12 protein-coding genes are annotated in these 13,589 nt (G+C 67.6%); 6 read left to right on the top strand and 6 right to left on the bottom strand.

The window, feature by feature from the left end:
- Positions 1-97: 97 nt before the first annotated feature.
- The 6 genes from gyrB to dnaA form a co-directional block, all read right to left on the bottom strand.
- Positions 98-2,137 carry a DNA topoisomerase (ATP-hydrolyzing) subunit B gene (gene gyrB, locus ACFWGN_RS02730; protein ID WP_377615784.1) on the bottom strand — a complete coding sequence of 680 codons (2,040 nt, stop codon included), beginning with the start codon at positions 2,135-2,137 and terminating at the stop codon, positions 98-100.
- Between the two features lie 345 nt (positions 2,138-2,482).
- Entirely contained in the window at positions 2,483-3,076 is a 594-nt protein-coding gene (locus ACFWGN_RS02725; protein ID WP_377615570.1) for a DUF721 domain-containing protein, read from the bottom strand.
- The gene (gene recF / locus ACFWGN_RS02720) at positions 3,069-4,283 is read right to left on the bottom strand and encodes a DNA replication/repair protein RecF (RefSeq protein WP_377615569.1); all 1,215 of its coding nucleotides are present in this window, start codon (positions 4,281-4,283) and stop codon (positions 3,069-3,071) included. Before recF ends, ACFWGN_RS02725 begins: the two co-directional genes overlap by 8 nt.
- Positions 4,284-4,453: 170 nt before the next feature.
- Positions 4,454-5,356 (bottom strand): phosphogluconate dehydrogenase (NAD(+)-dependent, decarboxylating), encoded by a 903-nt coding sequence (gene gnd, locus ACFWGN_RS02715; protein ID WP_191801763.1) that lies wholly within the window; start codon positions 5,354-5,356, stop codon positions 4,454-4,456.
- Positions 5,357-5,405: 49 nt separating this feature from the next.
- On the bottom strand, positions 5,406-6,536 hold the full coding sequence (dnaN, locus tag ACFWGN_RS02710) for a DNA polymerase III subunit beta (RefSeq protein WP_056648090.1): 1,131 nt from the start codon (positions 6,534-6,536) through the stop codon (positions 5,406-5,408).
- Between the two features lie 1,365 nt (positions 6,537-7,901).
- The gene (gene dnaA, locus ACFWGN_RS02705; protein WP_318244395.1) at positions 7,902-9,326 is read right to left on the bottom strand and encodes a chromosomal replication initiator protein DnaA; all 1,425 of its coding nucleotides are present in this window, start codon (positions 9,324-9,326) and stop codon (positions 7,902-7,904) included.
- Positions 9,327-9,818: 492 nt separating this feature from the next.
- On the opposite strand from dnaA, the gene rpmH reads away from it, so the two are divergent.
- From rpmH to rsmG, 6 genes are all read left to right on the top strand, one after another.
- Positions 9,819-9,956 carry a 50S ribosomal protein L34 gene (gene rpmH, locus ACFWGN_RS02700; protein WP_010849920.1) on the top strand — a complete coding sequence of 46 codons (138 nt, stop codon included), beginning with the start codon at positions 9,819-9,821 and terminating at the stop codon, positions 9,954-9,956.
- A gap of 6 nt (positions 9,957-9,962) precedes the next feature.
- On the top strand, positions 9,963-10,328 hold the full coding sequence (rnpA, locus tag ACFWGN_RS02695) for a ribonuclease P protein component (protein WP_191801757.1): 366 nt from the start codon (positions 9,963-9,965) through the stop codon (positions 10,326-10,328).
- The gene (gene yidD, locus ACFWGN_RS02690) at positions 10,325-10,642 is read left to right on the top strand and encodes a membrane protein insertion efficiency factor YidD (RefSeq protein WP_191801755.1); all 318 of its coding nucleotides are present in this window, start codon (positions 10,325-10,327) and stop codon (positions 10,640-10,642) included. Before rnpA ends, yidD begins: the two co-directional genes overlap by 4 nt.
- Positions 10,643-10,700: 58 nt before the next feature.
- Positions 10,701-11,765, top strand: coding sequence for a membrane protein insertase YidC (gene yidC, locus ACFWGN_RS02685; protein WP_377615568.1), 1,065 nt, complete (start codon positions 10,701-10,703; stop codon positions 11,763-11,765).
- 70 nt (positions 11,766-11,835) lie between these two features.
- On the top strand, positions 11,836-12,357 hold the full coding sequence (locus ACFWGN_RS02680; RefSeq protein ID WP_377615567.1) for a protein jag: 522 nt from the start codon (positions 11,836-11,838) through the stop codon (positions 12,355-12,357).
- Between the two features lie 440 nt (positions 12,358-12,797).
- Positions 12,798-13,472: a 16S rRNA (guanine(527)-N(7))-methyltransferase RsmG gene (rsmG, locus tag ACFWGN_RS02675; RefSeq protein WP_191801749.1), complete on the top strand. Its 675-nt coding sequence runs from the start codon at positions 12,798-12,800 to the stop codon at positions 13,470-13,472.
- The last annotated feature ends 117 nt before the right edge of the window (positions 13,473-13,589 follow it).

Raw genomic sequence — 13,589 nt, 5'->3', positions numbered from 1 at the left:
GTCGTCCGCCGTGCCGTCGCGCGGTAGGTCGGGGTCGGCGCGCGGACGGCCGGGTCTTCCACCCGGCCATCCTTCGCCACCGACCCTGACCTACCCGCTAGATGTCCAGGAACCTCACGTCCTTGGCGTTGCGCTGGATGAAGTTGCGGCGCGACTCGACGTCCTCGCCCATGAGGATCGAGAAGATCTCGTCCGCGGCAGCCGCGTCGTCGAGCGTGACCTGGTTGAGCGTGCGGTGCTCGGGGTCCATGGTCGTGTCCCACAGCTCCGAGTAGTCCATCTCGCCGAGACCCTTGTAGCGCTGGATCCCGTTCTCCTTGGGGATGCGCTTGCCCGCGGCCTGACCCGCGACCAGGAACGCGTCGCGCTCCCGGTCGGAGTAGACGTAGTCGTGCGGTGCGTTGGACCACTTGAGCCGGTACAGCGGCGGCTGCGCGAGGTACACGTGGCCGTGCTCGATCAGCGGGCGCATGTACCGGAAGAGCAGCGTCAGCAGCAGCGTGCAGATGTGCTGTCCGTCGACGTCGGCGTCCGCCATGAGGACGATCTTGTGGTACCTCAGCTTGGCGATGTCGAAGTCCTCGCCGATGCCCGTGCCGAACGCCGTGATGAGCGCCTGGACCTCGTTGTTGCCCAGCGCACGGTCGAGGCGGGCGCGCTCGACGTTGAGGATCTTGCCTCGCAGCGGGAGGATCGCCTGGTTGTGCGGGTTGCGTCCACGGACGGCCGAGCCGCCTGCCGAGTCGCCCTCGACGATGAAGACCTCGCACTCCTCGGGCCGGTTGGACTGGCAGTCCTTGAGCTTGCCCGGCATGCCGCCGGACTCGAGGAGCCCCTTGCGCCGCGTCGCCTCGCGCGCCTTGCGGGCGGCGAGCCGCGCCTGCGAGGCCTGGATGGCCTTGCGGATGATGTCGCGCGCCTCGGTCGGGTGCGAGTCGAACCAGTCCGTGAGCTGCGAGCGGACGACGCGCTGCACGAACGACTTGGCCTCGGTGTTGCCGAGCTTGGTCTTCGTCTGGCCCTCGAACTGGGGCTCGCCGAGCTTGATCGACAGGACGGCCGTGAGACCCTCGCGGATGTCGTCGCCCGTGAGGTTGTCGTCCTTCTCCTTGATGATGGCCTTGGCCCGCGCGTACTCGTTGACCAGCGAGGTCATGGCCGCACGGAAGCCCTCCTCGTGCGTGCCGCCCTCGGTCGTCGAGATCGTGTTGGCGAACGTGTGCACGGACTCGGAGTAGGAGCTCGTCCACTGGAGCGCGATCTCGACCGAGATGCGCCGCTCCTTGTCCTCGGACTCGAAGTCGATGATCTCGTCGTGGATCAGCTCGACCTTCTTGGCCGCGTTGAGGTGCTTGACGTAGTCCACCAGCCCCTCGTCGTACTTGTACGACACCACGCGGGGCTTGAACTCGTCCTCCCCCTCGGGGGCCGCGACGAGGTCCTCCGCGGGGTCCGAGACCTGGCCCGTGACCTCGTCGTCGGTGTCCAGGAACTGACGGCGCTCGTCGGTGAGCGTGATGCGCAGCCCCTTGTTGAGGAACGCGTACTGCTGGAAGCGCGAGCGGAGGGTCTCGAAGTCGAACTCGGTCGTCTCGAAGATCTCCGGGTCCGGCCAGAACGTCTGTGTCGTGCCGGTCTCCGTGGTGGCCTCGCCCTCGACGAGAGGCCCGTCGGTCTTGCCGCCGTCCTTGAAGTTCTGGCTCCAGACGTGACCGTCGCGCTTGATCACCGTCTGGACCTTGCGCGACAACGCGTTGACGACCGAGATGCCCACGCCGTGCAGTCCACCGGAGACCGCGTAGCCGCCCCCGCCGAACTTCCCGCCGGCGTGGAGGATCGTCATGACGACCTCGACCGTGGGCTTGCCCTCGGTCGGGTGGATCGCGACGGGGATACCGCGGCCGTTGTCGGTGACGCGTACACCTCCGTCGGCCAGAAGTGTCACGTCGATCGTGTCGGCGTAGCCCGCGAGGGCTTCGTCCACAGAGTTGTCCACAACCTCGTACACCAGGTGGTGGAGCCCTCGCTCACCGGTCGAGCCGATGTACATACCGGGTCGCTTGCGGACGGCCTCGAGCCCTTCGAGGACGGTGATGTTGCTCGCGTCGTACGTGCCGCCCGAAGGGTCCTGGTCCAGGCCGGGACCTCCACCGCTCTCCGGGGGCAGGCTCGAAGGGACGTTGTCTGTGTGCTCTGCCACGGGCGGAAGCGCTCCTCGTCATCTTGCACGCGACAGGTTCACCCGCTGGGGAGGATCGCTGCACGGCTCATCGGTTCCGGCTCGCGCGCGTGCCAGTCGGCGCGCGCGGAGTGACCCGGAATGACCTCACCATTCTACCTGGGAGGCAGCCAAAACAGCGGATTATGAGCCCTTCGGAGCGAGTTCTCCACAAGGTTCTCCACAGGTCGGTGGATCTGTTCGCCGACAGCCTGGCCCGCACGCCGTACGCGACCGTCATATCGGGACGAATCGCCCTCGCGATCAGCCGTAGGTGTCGCGCGGGCCACGGCCACGGACGGTCTTGGGACCGCGGCGGAAGCTGGGCCCTGCCGGCCCCAGGACGGTCACGGTCTCGACCACTCCCTCACCGACCTCCTGCGCCAGCCGCTCGAGCAGTCGAGGGGTCAGCAGCTTGACCTGGGTGGCCCACGCAGTCGAGTCCGCGCGCACCACGAGCACCTTGTCCTCGAAGGTCTCGGGCACGCAGTGGTCGGCCACCTGGTCGCCGACCACCTCGCGCCAGCGCCCGATCACCCCGCCGACCGACACGTCCTGCACCCATCCCCGCTCGTGGAGCAGCCGCTGGACGACCGCGCCGAACGTCTGGGGGTCACGCCCACCGGGCCGGGCACCCGACGACGGGGGAGGGTCGGCCAGGATCCGCCGTGCGGGCTGCCCGGGGCGGATGCCCTTGGCTCGGGCCGCGGCCCGGGCGCGGTTGAGCGCCTCGCGTGCGACCTGGGCCGGAGGGGTCAGGTCGACGACCTCGCCCACGGGCAGTCCCGCAGGACGCGTGGGCTCGTCGTCCTCGTGGCCGGCGTCGTCCTCCGGGTCGCCGCCCGGCTGGTCACGCACGGCGGGTCACCTGTCCGTCGAGGACGTCGAGCCGCAGCCCCTGGAGCTGGGCCGGGACGTCCTCGGGCACCGCGGCCGTGATGATGACCTGGTTCGCCCCGGCGACCAGGTCCGCGAGCCGGTCGCGGCGGCGCACATCGAGCTCGGCGAACACGTCGTCGAGCAGCAGGACGGGCTCGCCGTCGGGCCCCCAGTCCGGCGACCACAGGAGCGAGCCCGACTCCTGAGGCGCCCCGTCCGTGAGCAGCCGGTACGACGCGAGGCGCAGCGCGAGCGCGAACGACCACGACTCGCCGTGGCTCGCGTACCCCTTGGCGGGCAGGCCGCCCAGGGTCAGGACCAGGTCGTCACGGTGCGGCCCCACGAGGCACACGCCGCGGTCGATCTCCTTGCTGCGCAAGGAGGTCATGGCGGTCAGGAGCTGGGCCTCCAGCTCGGCGGCGCTCTGCGGGGCCCCCTCCTGCCCGACGGCGTCGCTCGCCTCCTCGATCGCGGCCGCGAGCGAGGAGCGGTACGCGACGTGCGCCTCGCCCTGCCCAGAGCTCACCTGCTCGTACGCCGCTGCCACGTACGGCCGCAACGCCTCGACGAGCTGGAGCCGCAACGCGATGATCTCCGCGCCGGTCGACGCGAGCTTGGCGTCCCAGACGTCGAGCGTGCGCAGGTCCGGCGACTGCGACCGTGAGGCACGCATGGCGCCCCCCGCCGACTTGAGGAGCGCGCTGCGCTGTCGCAGCACCCGGTCGTAGTCGCTCAGGACTCCCGCGAACCGCGGGACGAGGAGCACCGCGAGCTGGTCGAGGAACCTGCGCCGCCCGTCCGGGTCGCCCTTGACGAGCGCCAGGTCCTCGGGGGCGAAGAGCACCGTGCGGGCGATGCCGAGCACGTCCCGGGGGCGGCCCGCGGGCGCCCGGTTGATCCTGGCCCGGTTCGCCTTGCCCGGGGAGATCTCGATCTCGACCGTGCTCGCCCGGTCCCCGCGGACGATCCTCGTGCGGATCACGGCCCGCGAGGCACCGGCGCGGACCAGCGCCGCGTCCGACGGGACACGGTGGCTGCCGAGCGTCGCGACGTAGCCGATCGCCTCGACGAGGTTCGTCTTGCCCTGGCCGTTCGGCCCGACGAAGGCGTTCACGCCGGGCTCGAGCTCGACGTCGACGGACGTGTACGAACGGAAGTCAGCGAGGGAGAGGTGGGAGATGTACATCTGGTCCTACGGCTTGCGGTCGACGAGGTCGACGAGGCGATCTTCGTCCACAGGGCAGGGAGCCGTTGTGGACACGACGGTCAGGAAGGTGCTCCCACCAGTGTGACGCCTCGACCTGACGCTGTGCGCGCGAGGCGGCGGGCGTCGTCGAGCAGGCGGGACAGAATCCGTCAGGAGGCCGGGCCCGCGGGCTTGACCGCGTGCCCGCCGAACTGCTGGCGCAGCGCTGCGACCGCCTTCATCGCGGGCGACGCCCCCTGTCGCGACGCGAAGCGCGCGAAGAGCGCGGCCGAGATCACGGGGAGGGGCACGGCGCTGTCGATCGCCTCGTCCACGGTCCACCGGCCCTCGCCCGAGTCCTCGACCCAGTCGCTGATCGCGCCCAGCTCGGGGTCCTCCTCGAGCGCCTTGACCAGGAGGTCGAGCAGCCAGGACCGGACGACCGTCCCACGCGTCCAGGCCTTGAGGGTGCCCGGGACGTCGGTCACGATGTCCTTGGCCTCGAGGAGCTCGTAGCCCTCGGCGTAGGCCTGCATGAGCCCGTACTCGATGCCGTTGTGGACCATCTTGGCGTAGTGGCCCGCACCGACCGCCCCGGCGTGGACGAAGCCCTCGTCGCGCGGGCCGTCCGGGCGCAGCGCGTCGAAGACCGGCATCACGGCCTCGACGAGAGCCGCGTCGCCGCCCACCATGAGCCCGTACCCGTTCTCGAGGCCCCAGACACCGCCCGAGACGCCGACGTCGAGGTAGCCGATGCCCTGCGGAGCGAGCTGCGCGGCGTGCTCCGCGTCGTCCGAGAAGTGCGAGTTGCCGCCCTCGACGACCACGTCACCGGCCGTGAGCAGCTCGCCCAGCTCGGTCACCACCCCGCGGGTGATGGCCCCCGAGGGAACCATGACCCACACGACACGCTGCCCCGCGGGGAGAGCCTCGACCAGCTCAGCCAGCGTCGAGACGTCCGAGACGTCCGGGTTGCGGTCGAAGCCCGTGACCTCGATACCACCGGCGCGCAGGCGCGAACGCATGTTCGCGCCCATCTTGCCGAGTCCGACCAGACCGATGTGCGTGACCATCGCGTGCCTCCGTGCCGTTGAGCTCGTGTACTGCGCGGGCCGGCCTCTGCTAGCTCGCGAAGCGGATGGGGACCAGCAGGTAGCGGTAGTGCGAGGAGTCCTCGCCGTCCAGCGACTCCTGACCGGTGAACTCCACCGGCTTGTTCGGGTGCGTGAAGCTCAGGCGGACGAAGTCCGTCCCCAGGGCACCGAGGCCGTCGAGCAGGAACTGCGGGTTGAACGCGACCGAGATCTCCTCGCCCACGAGCACGGCCTCGAGGGCCTCGGACGCCTGTGCGTCGTCGCCCTGGCCTGCGTCGAGGACGACCTGGCCGTCCGTGAACGACAGCCGGATCGGCGTGTTGCGCTCCGCCACGAGCGACACGCGCTTGGCCGCGTCGATCAGCGGAGCGGTCGCCATGACCGCGTGGATCGGGGTCTCGTCGGGGAACAGGCGACGGACCGCGGGGTAGTCGCCGTCCACGAGCTGCGAGGTCGTGTGGCGCCCGCCGGCCTCGAAACCGATCAGGTCGACGCCGGTACCCGCCGTGAGGCCCACGTTGACAAGGCCCGAGCTGCCGAGCGACTTGGCGACGTCGTTGAGCGTGCGAGCCCGGACCAGCGCGACGGCGCTGAAGTCGGGGGTGCCGGGGGTCCACGTGAGCTCACGCAGCGCGAGGCGGTAGCGGTCGGTCGCGAGCAGCGTGATGCGCTCACCCTCGATCTCCATGCGGACACCCGTGAGGAGCGGGAGCGTGTCGTCACGGCTCGCGGCGACCGTCACCTGGGCGACGGCGTGCGTCAGCTCGTCGCCCGAGACCGTGCCCGAGAGCTCCGGCATGGCCGGCAGGGCCGGGTAGTCCTCGACGGGCATGGTGAGGAGCGTGAAGCGGCTCGCTCCACAGGTCACGATGACCTTGTTGCCCTCGACGGCGAAGTCGACGGGCTTGGCGGGCAGGGCCCGGGAGATCTCGGCCAGGAGTCGACCGGACACCAGGACGGTGCCCGGCTCGGTGACCTCGGCAGGGATCTCCGAGCGCGCTGAGACCTCGTAGTCGAAGCTCGACAGACCGATCGTCCCGACGGCGTCGGCCTCGATGCGCACGCCCGCGAGGACGGGAGCAGGAGGTCGGGTCGGCAACGTACGGGCCGTCCACGTCACAGCGTCGGCCAGGACATCACGCTCAACCCGGAACTTCATCCCACACCCTCTCGTCCATGGATCGATCTTCACATGTCAGGCACTCCACCGCGCGGTACACAGGATCGGAGAGTGTCTGTGCAGAACTCTGCACGCACGTCACGCCGCCCTGCTCCGTCCTCCTCGCCGTCGGGGAGGACGAGACCTTGCTCGGGTCGTGCCCGCATGAACCCTACGCGAGTCTGCGCCGGGTGCGGTACCTCTGGCAGGCTCGTGGACGGGCGATCTCGAGTACCCGTGGTCTGGGCTCTTCCAGCCCTGGCTGTGACCGCGGTCACACGTGCGAGTTGGGGCAGCGCTGAGCTCTCGGGACCAGATGAAGGCGTGTGGATTTTTCCTGGTTAGAGATCATTCGTCGTAGTCATCGGTGCTGTGCAAAGTGTGGAAAAGCGGTCTCTTCCCAGGTCAGATGCCCTTTCTTCGTGTGGACGAACAGGGGACGAGCCTGTGGGTAAATCGCAGGCACTGTTGACGACGAGTTGTCCACAGTGCGCCGTCCACCGATGAGGTGTCCTCTGTCCACACGATGTGCCCGGTCATCCACAGTTATCCACAGGCAGGTGCACAAGGTTGTGGGTTGGCGGCTCTGCGGGACGAGCCGTACACAGGACAGAGTGGCTTGTACACAGGAGACTGGGGACGCAGGAGTCCAGTTCTGGGGACAGTGACGAAGCGGTGGTGGACATACCCCCAGGCCCTGTGGACAACTCTGGGGACGGCCTTCCCTTCCCCACAGCTTGTACACAAGCCCTCACTGCCACTGTGCGTCCGTCGAGGCTGCGGGAGGTCGGGTGCACACCCCGATGTGTCCCTGTGCACAAGGTCTGCGGTCCGCATCGCGCCATCCGTGGAAAAGCCCTATAAGCCGCATAATGCCTGCCAGGCTCGATCGACCGAGGCCTTGCGTAGACTCCCGGTGGTGGCGGTCGTCGGACGAGAGCACGACGACGGGGTGCTCGTCGTCGTGCTCGGTCTCCGTCGCAGCGTGGCTCGACGGGGCGATCTGCGGGGTGGAGCGGGCAACCCGAGAAGTTCGTCTCCTGGCGGGGCCGGCACGGACGACCCGGGTAGGCCCGCGGGGACCGTCGAGCAGAGGGTGCAGACGGGCTCTGCGAGGCACGTGCGTCGGGCCAGGGTACGGACGTTGCCGCGTTGTGCCGTGAGGCCGGCTGGGCAGCGGTCCAGCCGGCACCCCGGGAGTGCAACAGGGCTCGCACCGCACGGACGGCGCCCCGATCTCCGACGCCGTCGCTTGGGGCTTCACCTTGGGGCCCAGGCAGCCGTCGGAGGGCGCGGTCTGGGCGGCGCAGCATGATCGAGGAAGACGCCCCACCCGGGAGGGCCCGGGGACGTCGGTGAGCAGCGTCAGCCTCGGTGCTGCTGCTTGATCCTGCTCGTGAGCTCGGTGACCTGGTTGTAGGTGGAACGCCGCTCGGCCATCTGCTCGGTGATCTTCCGGTTCGCGTGCATGACCGTGGTGTGGTCGCGGCCACCGAACTGTTGGCCGATCTTCGGCAGCGACAGGTCGGTCAGCTCACGGCACAGATACATCGCGATCTGACGGGCCGTGACGAGGACCCGAGAGCGCGAGCTCCCGCACAGGTCCTCGATCGTCAGCCCGAAGTACGCAGCCGTCTGCGCGATCACGCTGGCCGGGGTGATCTCCGACGCGTCGTCGTCGGTGATGAGGTCCTTGAGGACGATCTCGGCGAGGGCGAGGTCGACCTGCTGGCGATTGAGGTTCGCGAACGCCGTCACGCGGATGAGGGCGCCCTCGAGCTCACGGATGTTCGTCGAGATCTTGGAACCGATGTAGGACAGGACATCGGCCGGCGCTGCGAGCCGTTCGCTCGCGGCCTTCTTGCGGAGGATCGCGATGCGCGTCTCGAGGTCCGGGGGCTGGACGTCCGTGATGAGACCCCATTCGAACCTGCTGCGCAGCCGGTCCTCGAATCCGTTGAGCTGCTTGGGTGGGAGGTCCGAGGTGATGACGAGCTGCTTGTTGGCGTTGTGCAGCGCGTTGAAGGTGTGGAAGAACTCCTCCATCGTCTGTTCCTTGCCCTGCAGGAACTGGATGTCGTCGATCAGGAGCACGTCGACGTCGCGGTAGCGCCGCTGGAACGTCCCTGCCTTGCCCTCGCTGATCGAGTTGATGAAGTCGTTGGTGAACTCCTCAGAGTTCACGTAGCGCACGCGGACGTTCGGGTAGAGGTTGTGCGCGTAGTGGCCGATCGCGTGCAGCAGGTGCGTCTTGCCGAGGCCCGACTGTCCGTAGATGAAGAGGGGGTTGTAGGCCTTCGCAGGTGCCTCGGCGACCGCGACCGCAGCCGCGTGCGCGAACCGGTTGGACGAGCCGATGACGAACGTCTCGAAGATGTACTTCGGGTTCAGCCTGGTCGGCTCGGCGGGAGGACGCTGCGGAGAGGGGGCGGGAAGCGGTCGCTCGTGCTCGACCTCGCTGCGCAGAGGCAGAGGTTCGGGGGAGCTGGCAGTGAGTGCGGCGGGGGACGGCGGCTCGGAGCTGAGCTCCGGATCGACGGTGATGCCGAACCGGACGTCGCGGCCGAGGGCACCAGACATCGCGGAGACGAGCTCGTCTCGGACGCGCGTCTCGAGGTAGGTGCGGGTCTGCTCGTGCGGGACGGCGATGAAGACGGTGTCGTCGAGGATCGCCAGGGGCTTCGCGAGCTTGATGAACGCGATCTGCCTCGGCGTCATGTCGGGGCTGGCCTCGAGGACGGCGATCGTCTGTGCCCAGACATCAGTGATGTTCTCGTCAGGGTGGGGCACCAGGTGATTTCCTTCGTCGTCGTGTGGAGCAGGAGGAGCAGGACCGACCTGGAGTGTGTCACGCAGACCGGTTATCCACATAGTTTTCCACAACCTGTGGGCTGCTAGCAGGGTGCGCTTCTGAAGTCACATCGCGTGTCGACGACGGGTGGCTCGGGGGATCACTCGAACCCGGGTGGCACCAGGGTGGCGACGGAAGGCCGTCGATGGTGGGTCCGCGGCCGCGTCCTCACCCTAGACGTATCGGCTACCGCACGACATATCATGACAGGCTCGGCGTGTTCCAGCCCGGGTTTGACCCGAGGGGGTCCCCCGGCGTAACGTCATACAGCCGTTCCAGGTACTTTCGCGCGCCCTCACGGGGGCGAATCCACGGACACATCGTGGCGGGTACACGGACGGCTGGGATGCAGAACTGCATCTCTACCAGCTGTAGCACTGCATCGTCGAGGACATAGACGGTGTACCTCCCCGACGTTCTTGGAGTACCTCGTGAGCAAGCGGACTTTCCAGCCGAACAACCGGCGCCGTGCGAAGACCCACGGTTTCCGGCTGCGTATGCGCACCCGCGCCGGCCGCGCCATCCTGGCTGCCCGTCGTCGCAAGGGCCGCGCCGAGCTCTCTGCCTGACAGCAGGTGCTGCCCGCGGCGCACCGCATGCGCCGTTCCGTAGATTTTGAACGGGCGGTGCGCAGCGGCGTGCGCGCGGGACGATCGACCGTGGTGGTTCATCTCATCCAGGATCCTGGGGGAGACGAACCACCACAGGTCGGTTTTGTCGTATCCAAGGCTGTGGGCAACGCCGTGCACCGGAACAAGGTGAAGCGGCGTCTGCGCGCCGCCTCGTTGTCGTATCTGGATGCGCTCCCGCCCAGGACTCGGGTGGTTGTCCGGGCCCTTCCGGCGTCAGGCTCGAGCAACTTCGATCAGCTCGATCAGGACCTCGCGTCCTGCGTCAGGCGCGCGGTGACCCGGTGGAGTCAGCGGACGGTAGACGCATGAGTGCGGCAGTCCCTGTGGAGGGTCCCGACGTCGTCACCTCCGGGTGGGCTGCGCGGTCTTGGCGCTTCGTGCGGAGGATCCCCCTGCTCGTGCTCGTCGGTCTGATCCGCGGATATCAGAGCGTCATCTCTCCGATGACTGGCCCGACCTGCAAGTACTACCCCTCGTGCTCGCAGTACGCGCTCGTCGCGATACGCCGGCACGGAGTGCTGCGCGGCGTACGGCTTGCCGCCTGGCGGCTGCTGAGATGCAACCCCTGGAGCAAGGGAGGCGTCGACGACGTCCCCGAGGCGCTGAGGAAGCACTCGCACTAGTCCTCCTGCCGGCGACGTCGGCAGGACCCAGTTTGTTGAAGGTTAGGGAGTAGTACGGATGGACTTCTTCGCGTTCCTCGCGCCGATCGAGTGGGTCGTGGCGTGGATCATGTACCTGTGTCACCAGGGACTCGTGTTCCTGGGCATGGGCGACGGCCCGGGTCTCGGTTGGGTGTTCTCGATCGTCGGGCTCGTGATCATCATCCGTATCCTGCTGATCCCGCTCTTCTTCAAGCAGATCAAGGCCTCCCGTGGCATGCAGATGCTGCAGCCCGAGATGCAGGCCATCCAGAAGAAGTACAAGGGCAAGTCGGATCCGGCGTCCCGCGAGGCCATGAGTCGCGAGACCATGGAGCTCTACAAGAAGCACGGGACCAACCCGTTCGCCTCCTGCCTGCCGATCCTTCTGCAGTCGCCCATCTTCTTCGCCCTGTTCCGCGTGCTCAACGGGCTCGTGCCCATCTCGGACGGTTCGGCCGACCCGATCGGTCCCATCAACGCGGCGGTCGCGAAGGACATCGAGAGCTCCTCGCTGTTCGGTGCCCACCTCTCTGACGTCTTCCTCAAGACGGACGACCTGCAGGTCAAGATCGTCATCGGTGCGCTCATCGTCGCGATGTGCGCCACGACGTTCTTCACGCAGCGCCAGCTGACCATGAAGAACATGCCGAAGTCGGCGCTCGAGGGCCCCATGGCCTCCACGCAGAAGATGATGCTCTACGTCTTCCCCTTCATCTTCGCGGTGTCCGGCGTGAACTTCCCCGTCGGTGTCCTCGTCTACTGGACGACGACGAACCTCTGGTCCATGGGGCAGCAGTTCTACACGATCAAGCGCATGCCTGCACCGGGCTCCGAAGCCGAGCGGTTGATGAAGGAGCGTCAGGCGCGGAAGGCGGCCGCCAAGGGCATCGTCGAGGACGCGGCGCCTGTCATCGAGCAGCCGCGTGGACAGCGCCAGCAGCCCAAGCGCAAGGATCGTCAGAAGCCGGGCACGCCCCGCGTCATCACCGGAACCACGGCTCCGTCGGACAAGGTCGAGGATGCACCGTCCGACGACGAGACCGGCGGCAAGGCACAGGGAACCGGCAAGGGTTCTCCGTCTCCGAAGAAGCCGAAGAAGTAGCCCTAGTCCCGTTCCGAGAGCACCGAGGATCCTTCGCGACCCGGGGTTCTCTTGACCCCAAGGAGTCAGCATGTCGTCGACCGACGCACCCGCTGCCGAAGACCAAGCACCTGACGAGATGACGCGCCTCGAGGAAGAGGGCGAGGTCGCTGCGGACTACCTCGAGGAGTTCCTCGACATCGCAGACCTCGACGGTGACATCGACATCGACATCGACCACGGCCGCGCGGCGCTCGAGATCGTGGCCGACGACGGTGCGTCGCTCCGTCATCTGGTGGGCAAGGAGGGTGAGGTTCTGGACGCTCTCCAGGAGCTCACTCGCCTCGCTGTCCAGGCACGGACGGGGGAGCGGAGTCGCCTCATGCTCGACATCGCCGGCTTCCGTGCTCAGCGCAAGGTCGAGCTCACGGAGCTCGCAACTGTCGCGATCGCCAGGGTGAAGGAGTCCGGCGAAGAGTTGTCGATGGATCCGCTCAATGCGTTCGAGCGCAAGGTCGTCCACGACGTCGTGGCGGCTGCTGGTCTCACGAGCGACTCACGCGGAACCGACCCGGAGCGCTACGTCGTGATCCGCCCGGTCGAGGTGTCCTGACTCGTTACGGAATTCCCTACCTCTGAGCCGCCCGATGTTTCACGTGAAACATCGGGCGGCTTCGTCGTCGCCGATCATGGCGGACATGTGCTTCGTCAAGCATCCCTGAGAGTGCGGCTCTCCACCATGGGGTCGGGGTTCGAACGGGAACGTGGTTCTGTGGTCGAGAGGTATCAGGACCGCGAACGAGGAGACCGCGCGGAGGACAGCCGCGCCGCGGGGGTGGGGGGCGACTCCGACTCGACCAGCACCCGAGGGGGTAGCGACGTGTGGGTCGTCCGGGTCGATCACGATACGGTCGTTTCCGTGGCGTGAGCGGCCGAGTCGCTTCACGTCGAACGTTCGGTCCGACCGCGGCTGGGACGTGACACCATGGACTCTGGTTGTCCGGCACTACGTGCGTTTCGCCGCAAGGGGGATCTGCACCGAAAGAGGAGTACATGACGAACGAGATGAGCGACGGTTTCGCGAACGATGTTTCACGTGAAACCCTCTCCGATTCGCCGGAGGTACAGCAGTACTTCGGAGCCTCCTTTCCGCTCGTCTCACGGTTCGCCGAGATGCTGCATGACCAAGGAGAGTTGCGTGGCTTGATCGGCCCGCGCGAGGTCTCCCGCATCTGGGAGCGCCACATCCTGAACTCCGCTGCCGTGGTGCAGTACCTCCCCACGAGCGGGACCATCGCCGACATCGGATCTGGAGCAGGTCTGCCTGGCATCGTCATCGCGGCAATGCTCCCAGAGGCACAGGTGCTTCTCGTTGAACCCATGGAGCGGCGCTGCACCTGGTTGAACGAGGTTGTGGAGGAGCTCGAGCTGACCAACGTCGAGGTCAAGCGGGGTCGGGCCGAGGAGTACCACGGTGCTTTCCAGTGCCAAGCCGTGACGTCGCGCGCCGTGGCTGCGCTCGAGAAGCTTGCCAGGATGTCGCTTCCGCTGGTCGAGCGCGGGGGCGAGATGGTGATCCTCAAGGGCAAGAACGTCGAGCAAGAGATCGAGCCGGCGCGCAAGGTCCTGCGGAAGTACAAGACTGAGGAGCCGGAGATCTTGCAGGCCTTCAGCATCGAGGGCGTCGAGCCGACGACGGTACTCCGGGTGCGACGGACCCCTGCCTGACCTGGTCCGTCGTCGCGACACCGGTGGAGGGCCACCCGGGGATGGCTCCGTGAGGTAGCGTCGACAACACCGGACACGCGAACGATGCGGCGGCTGTACAGCATCGATTGGCTAGCC

The organism is Oerskovia sp. NPDC060338, assembly GCF_042726295.1.
In the GTDB taxonomy this organism is placed as follows: domain Bacteria; phylum Actinomycetota; class Actinomycetes; order Actinomycetales; family Cellulomonadaceae; genus Oerskovia; species Oerskovia merdavium.
Note: the sequence above shows the minus strand (reverse complement) of the source record. Positions and strands in the feature narration are given on the sequence as shown.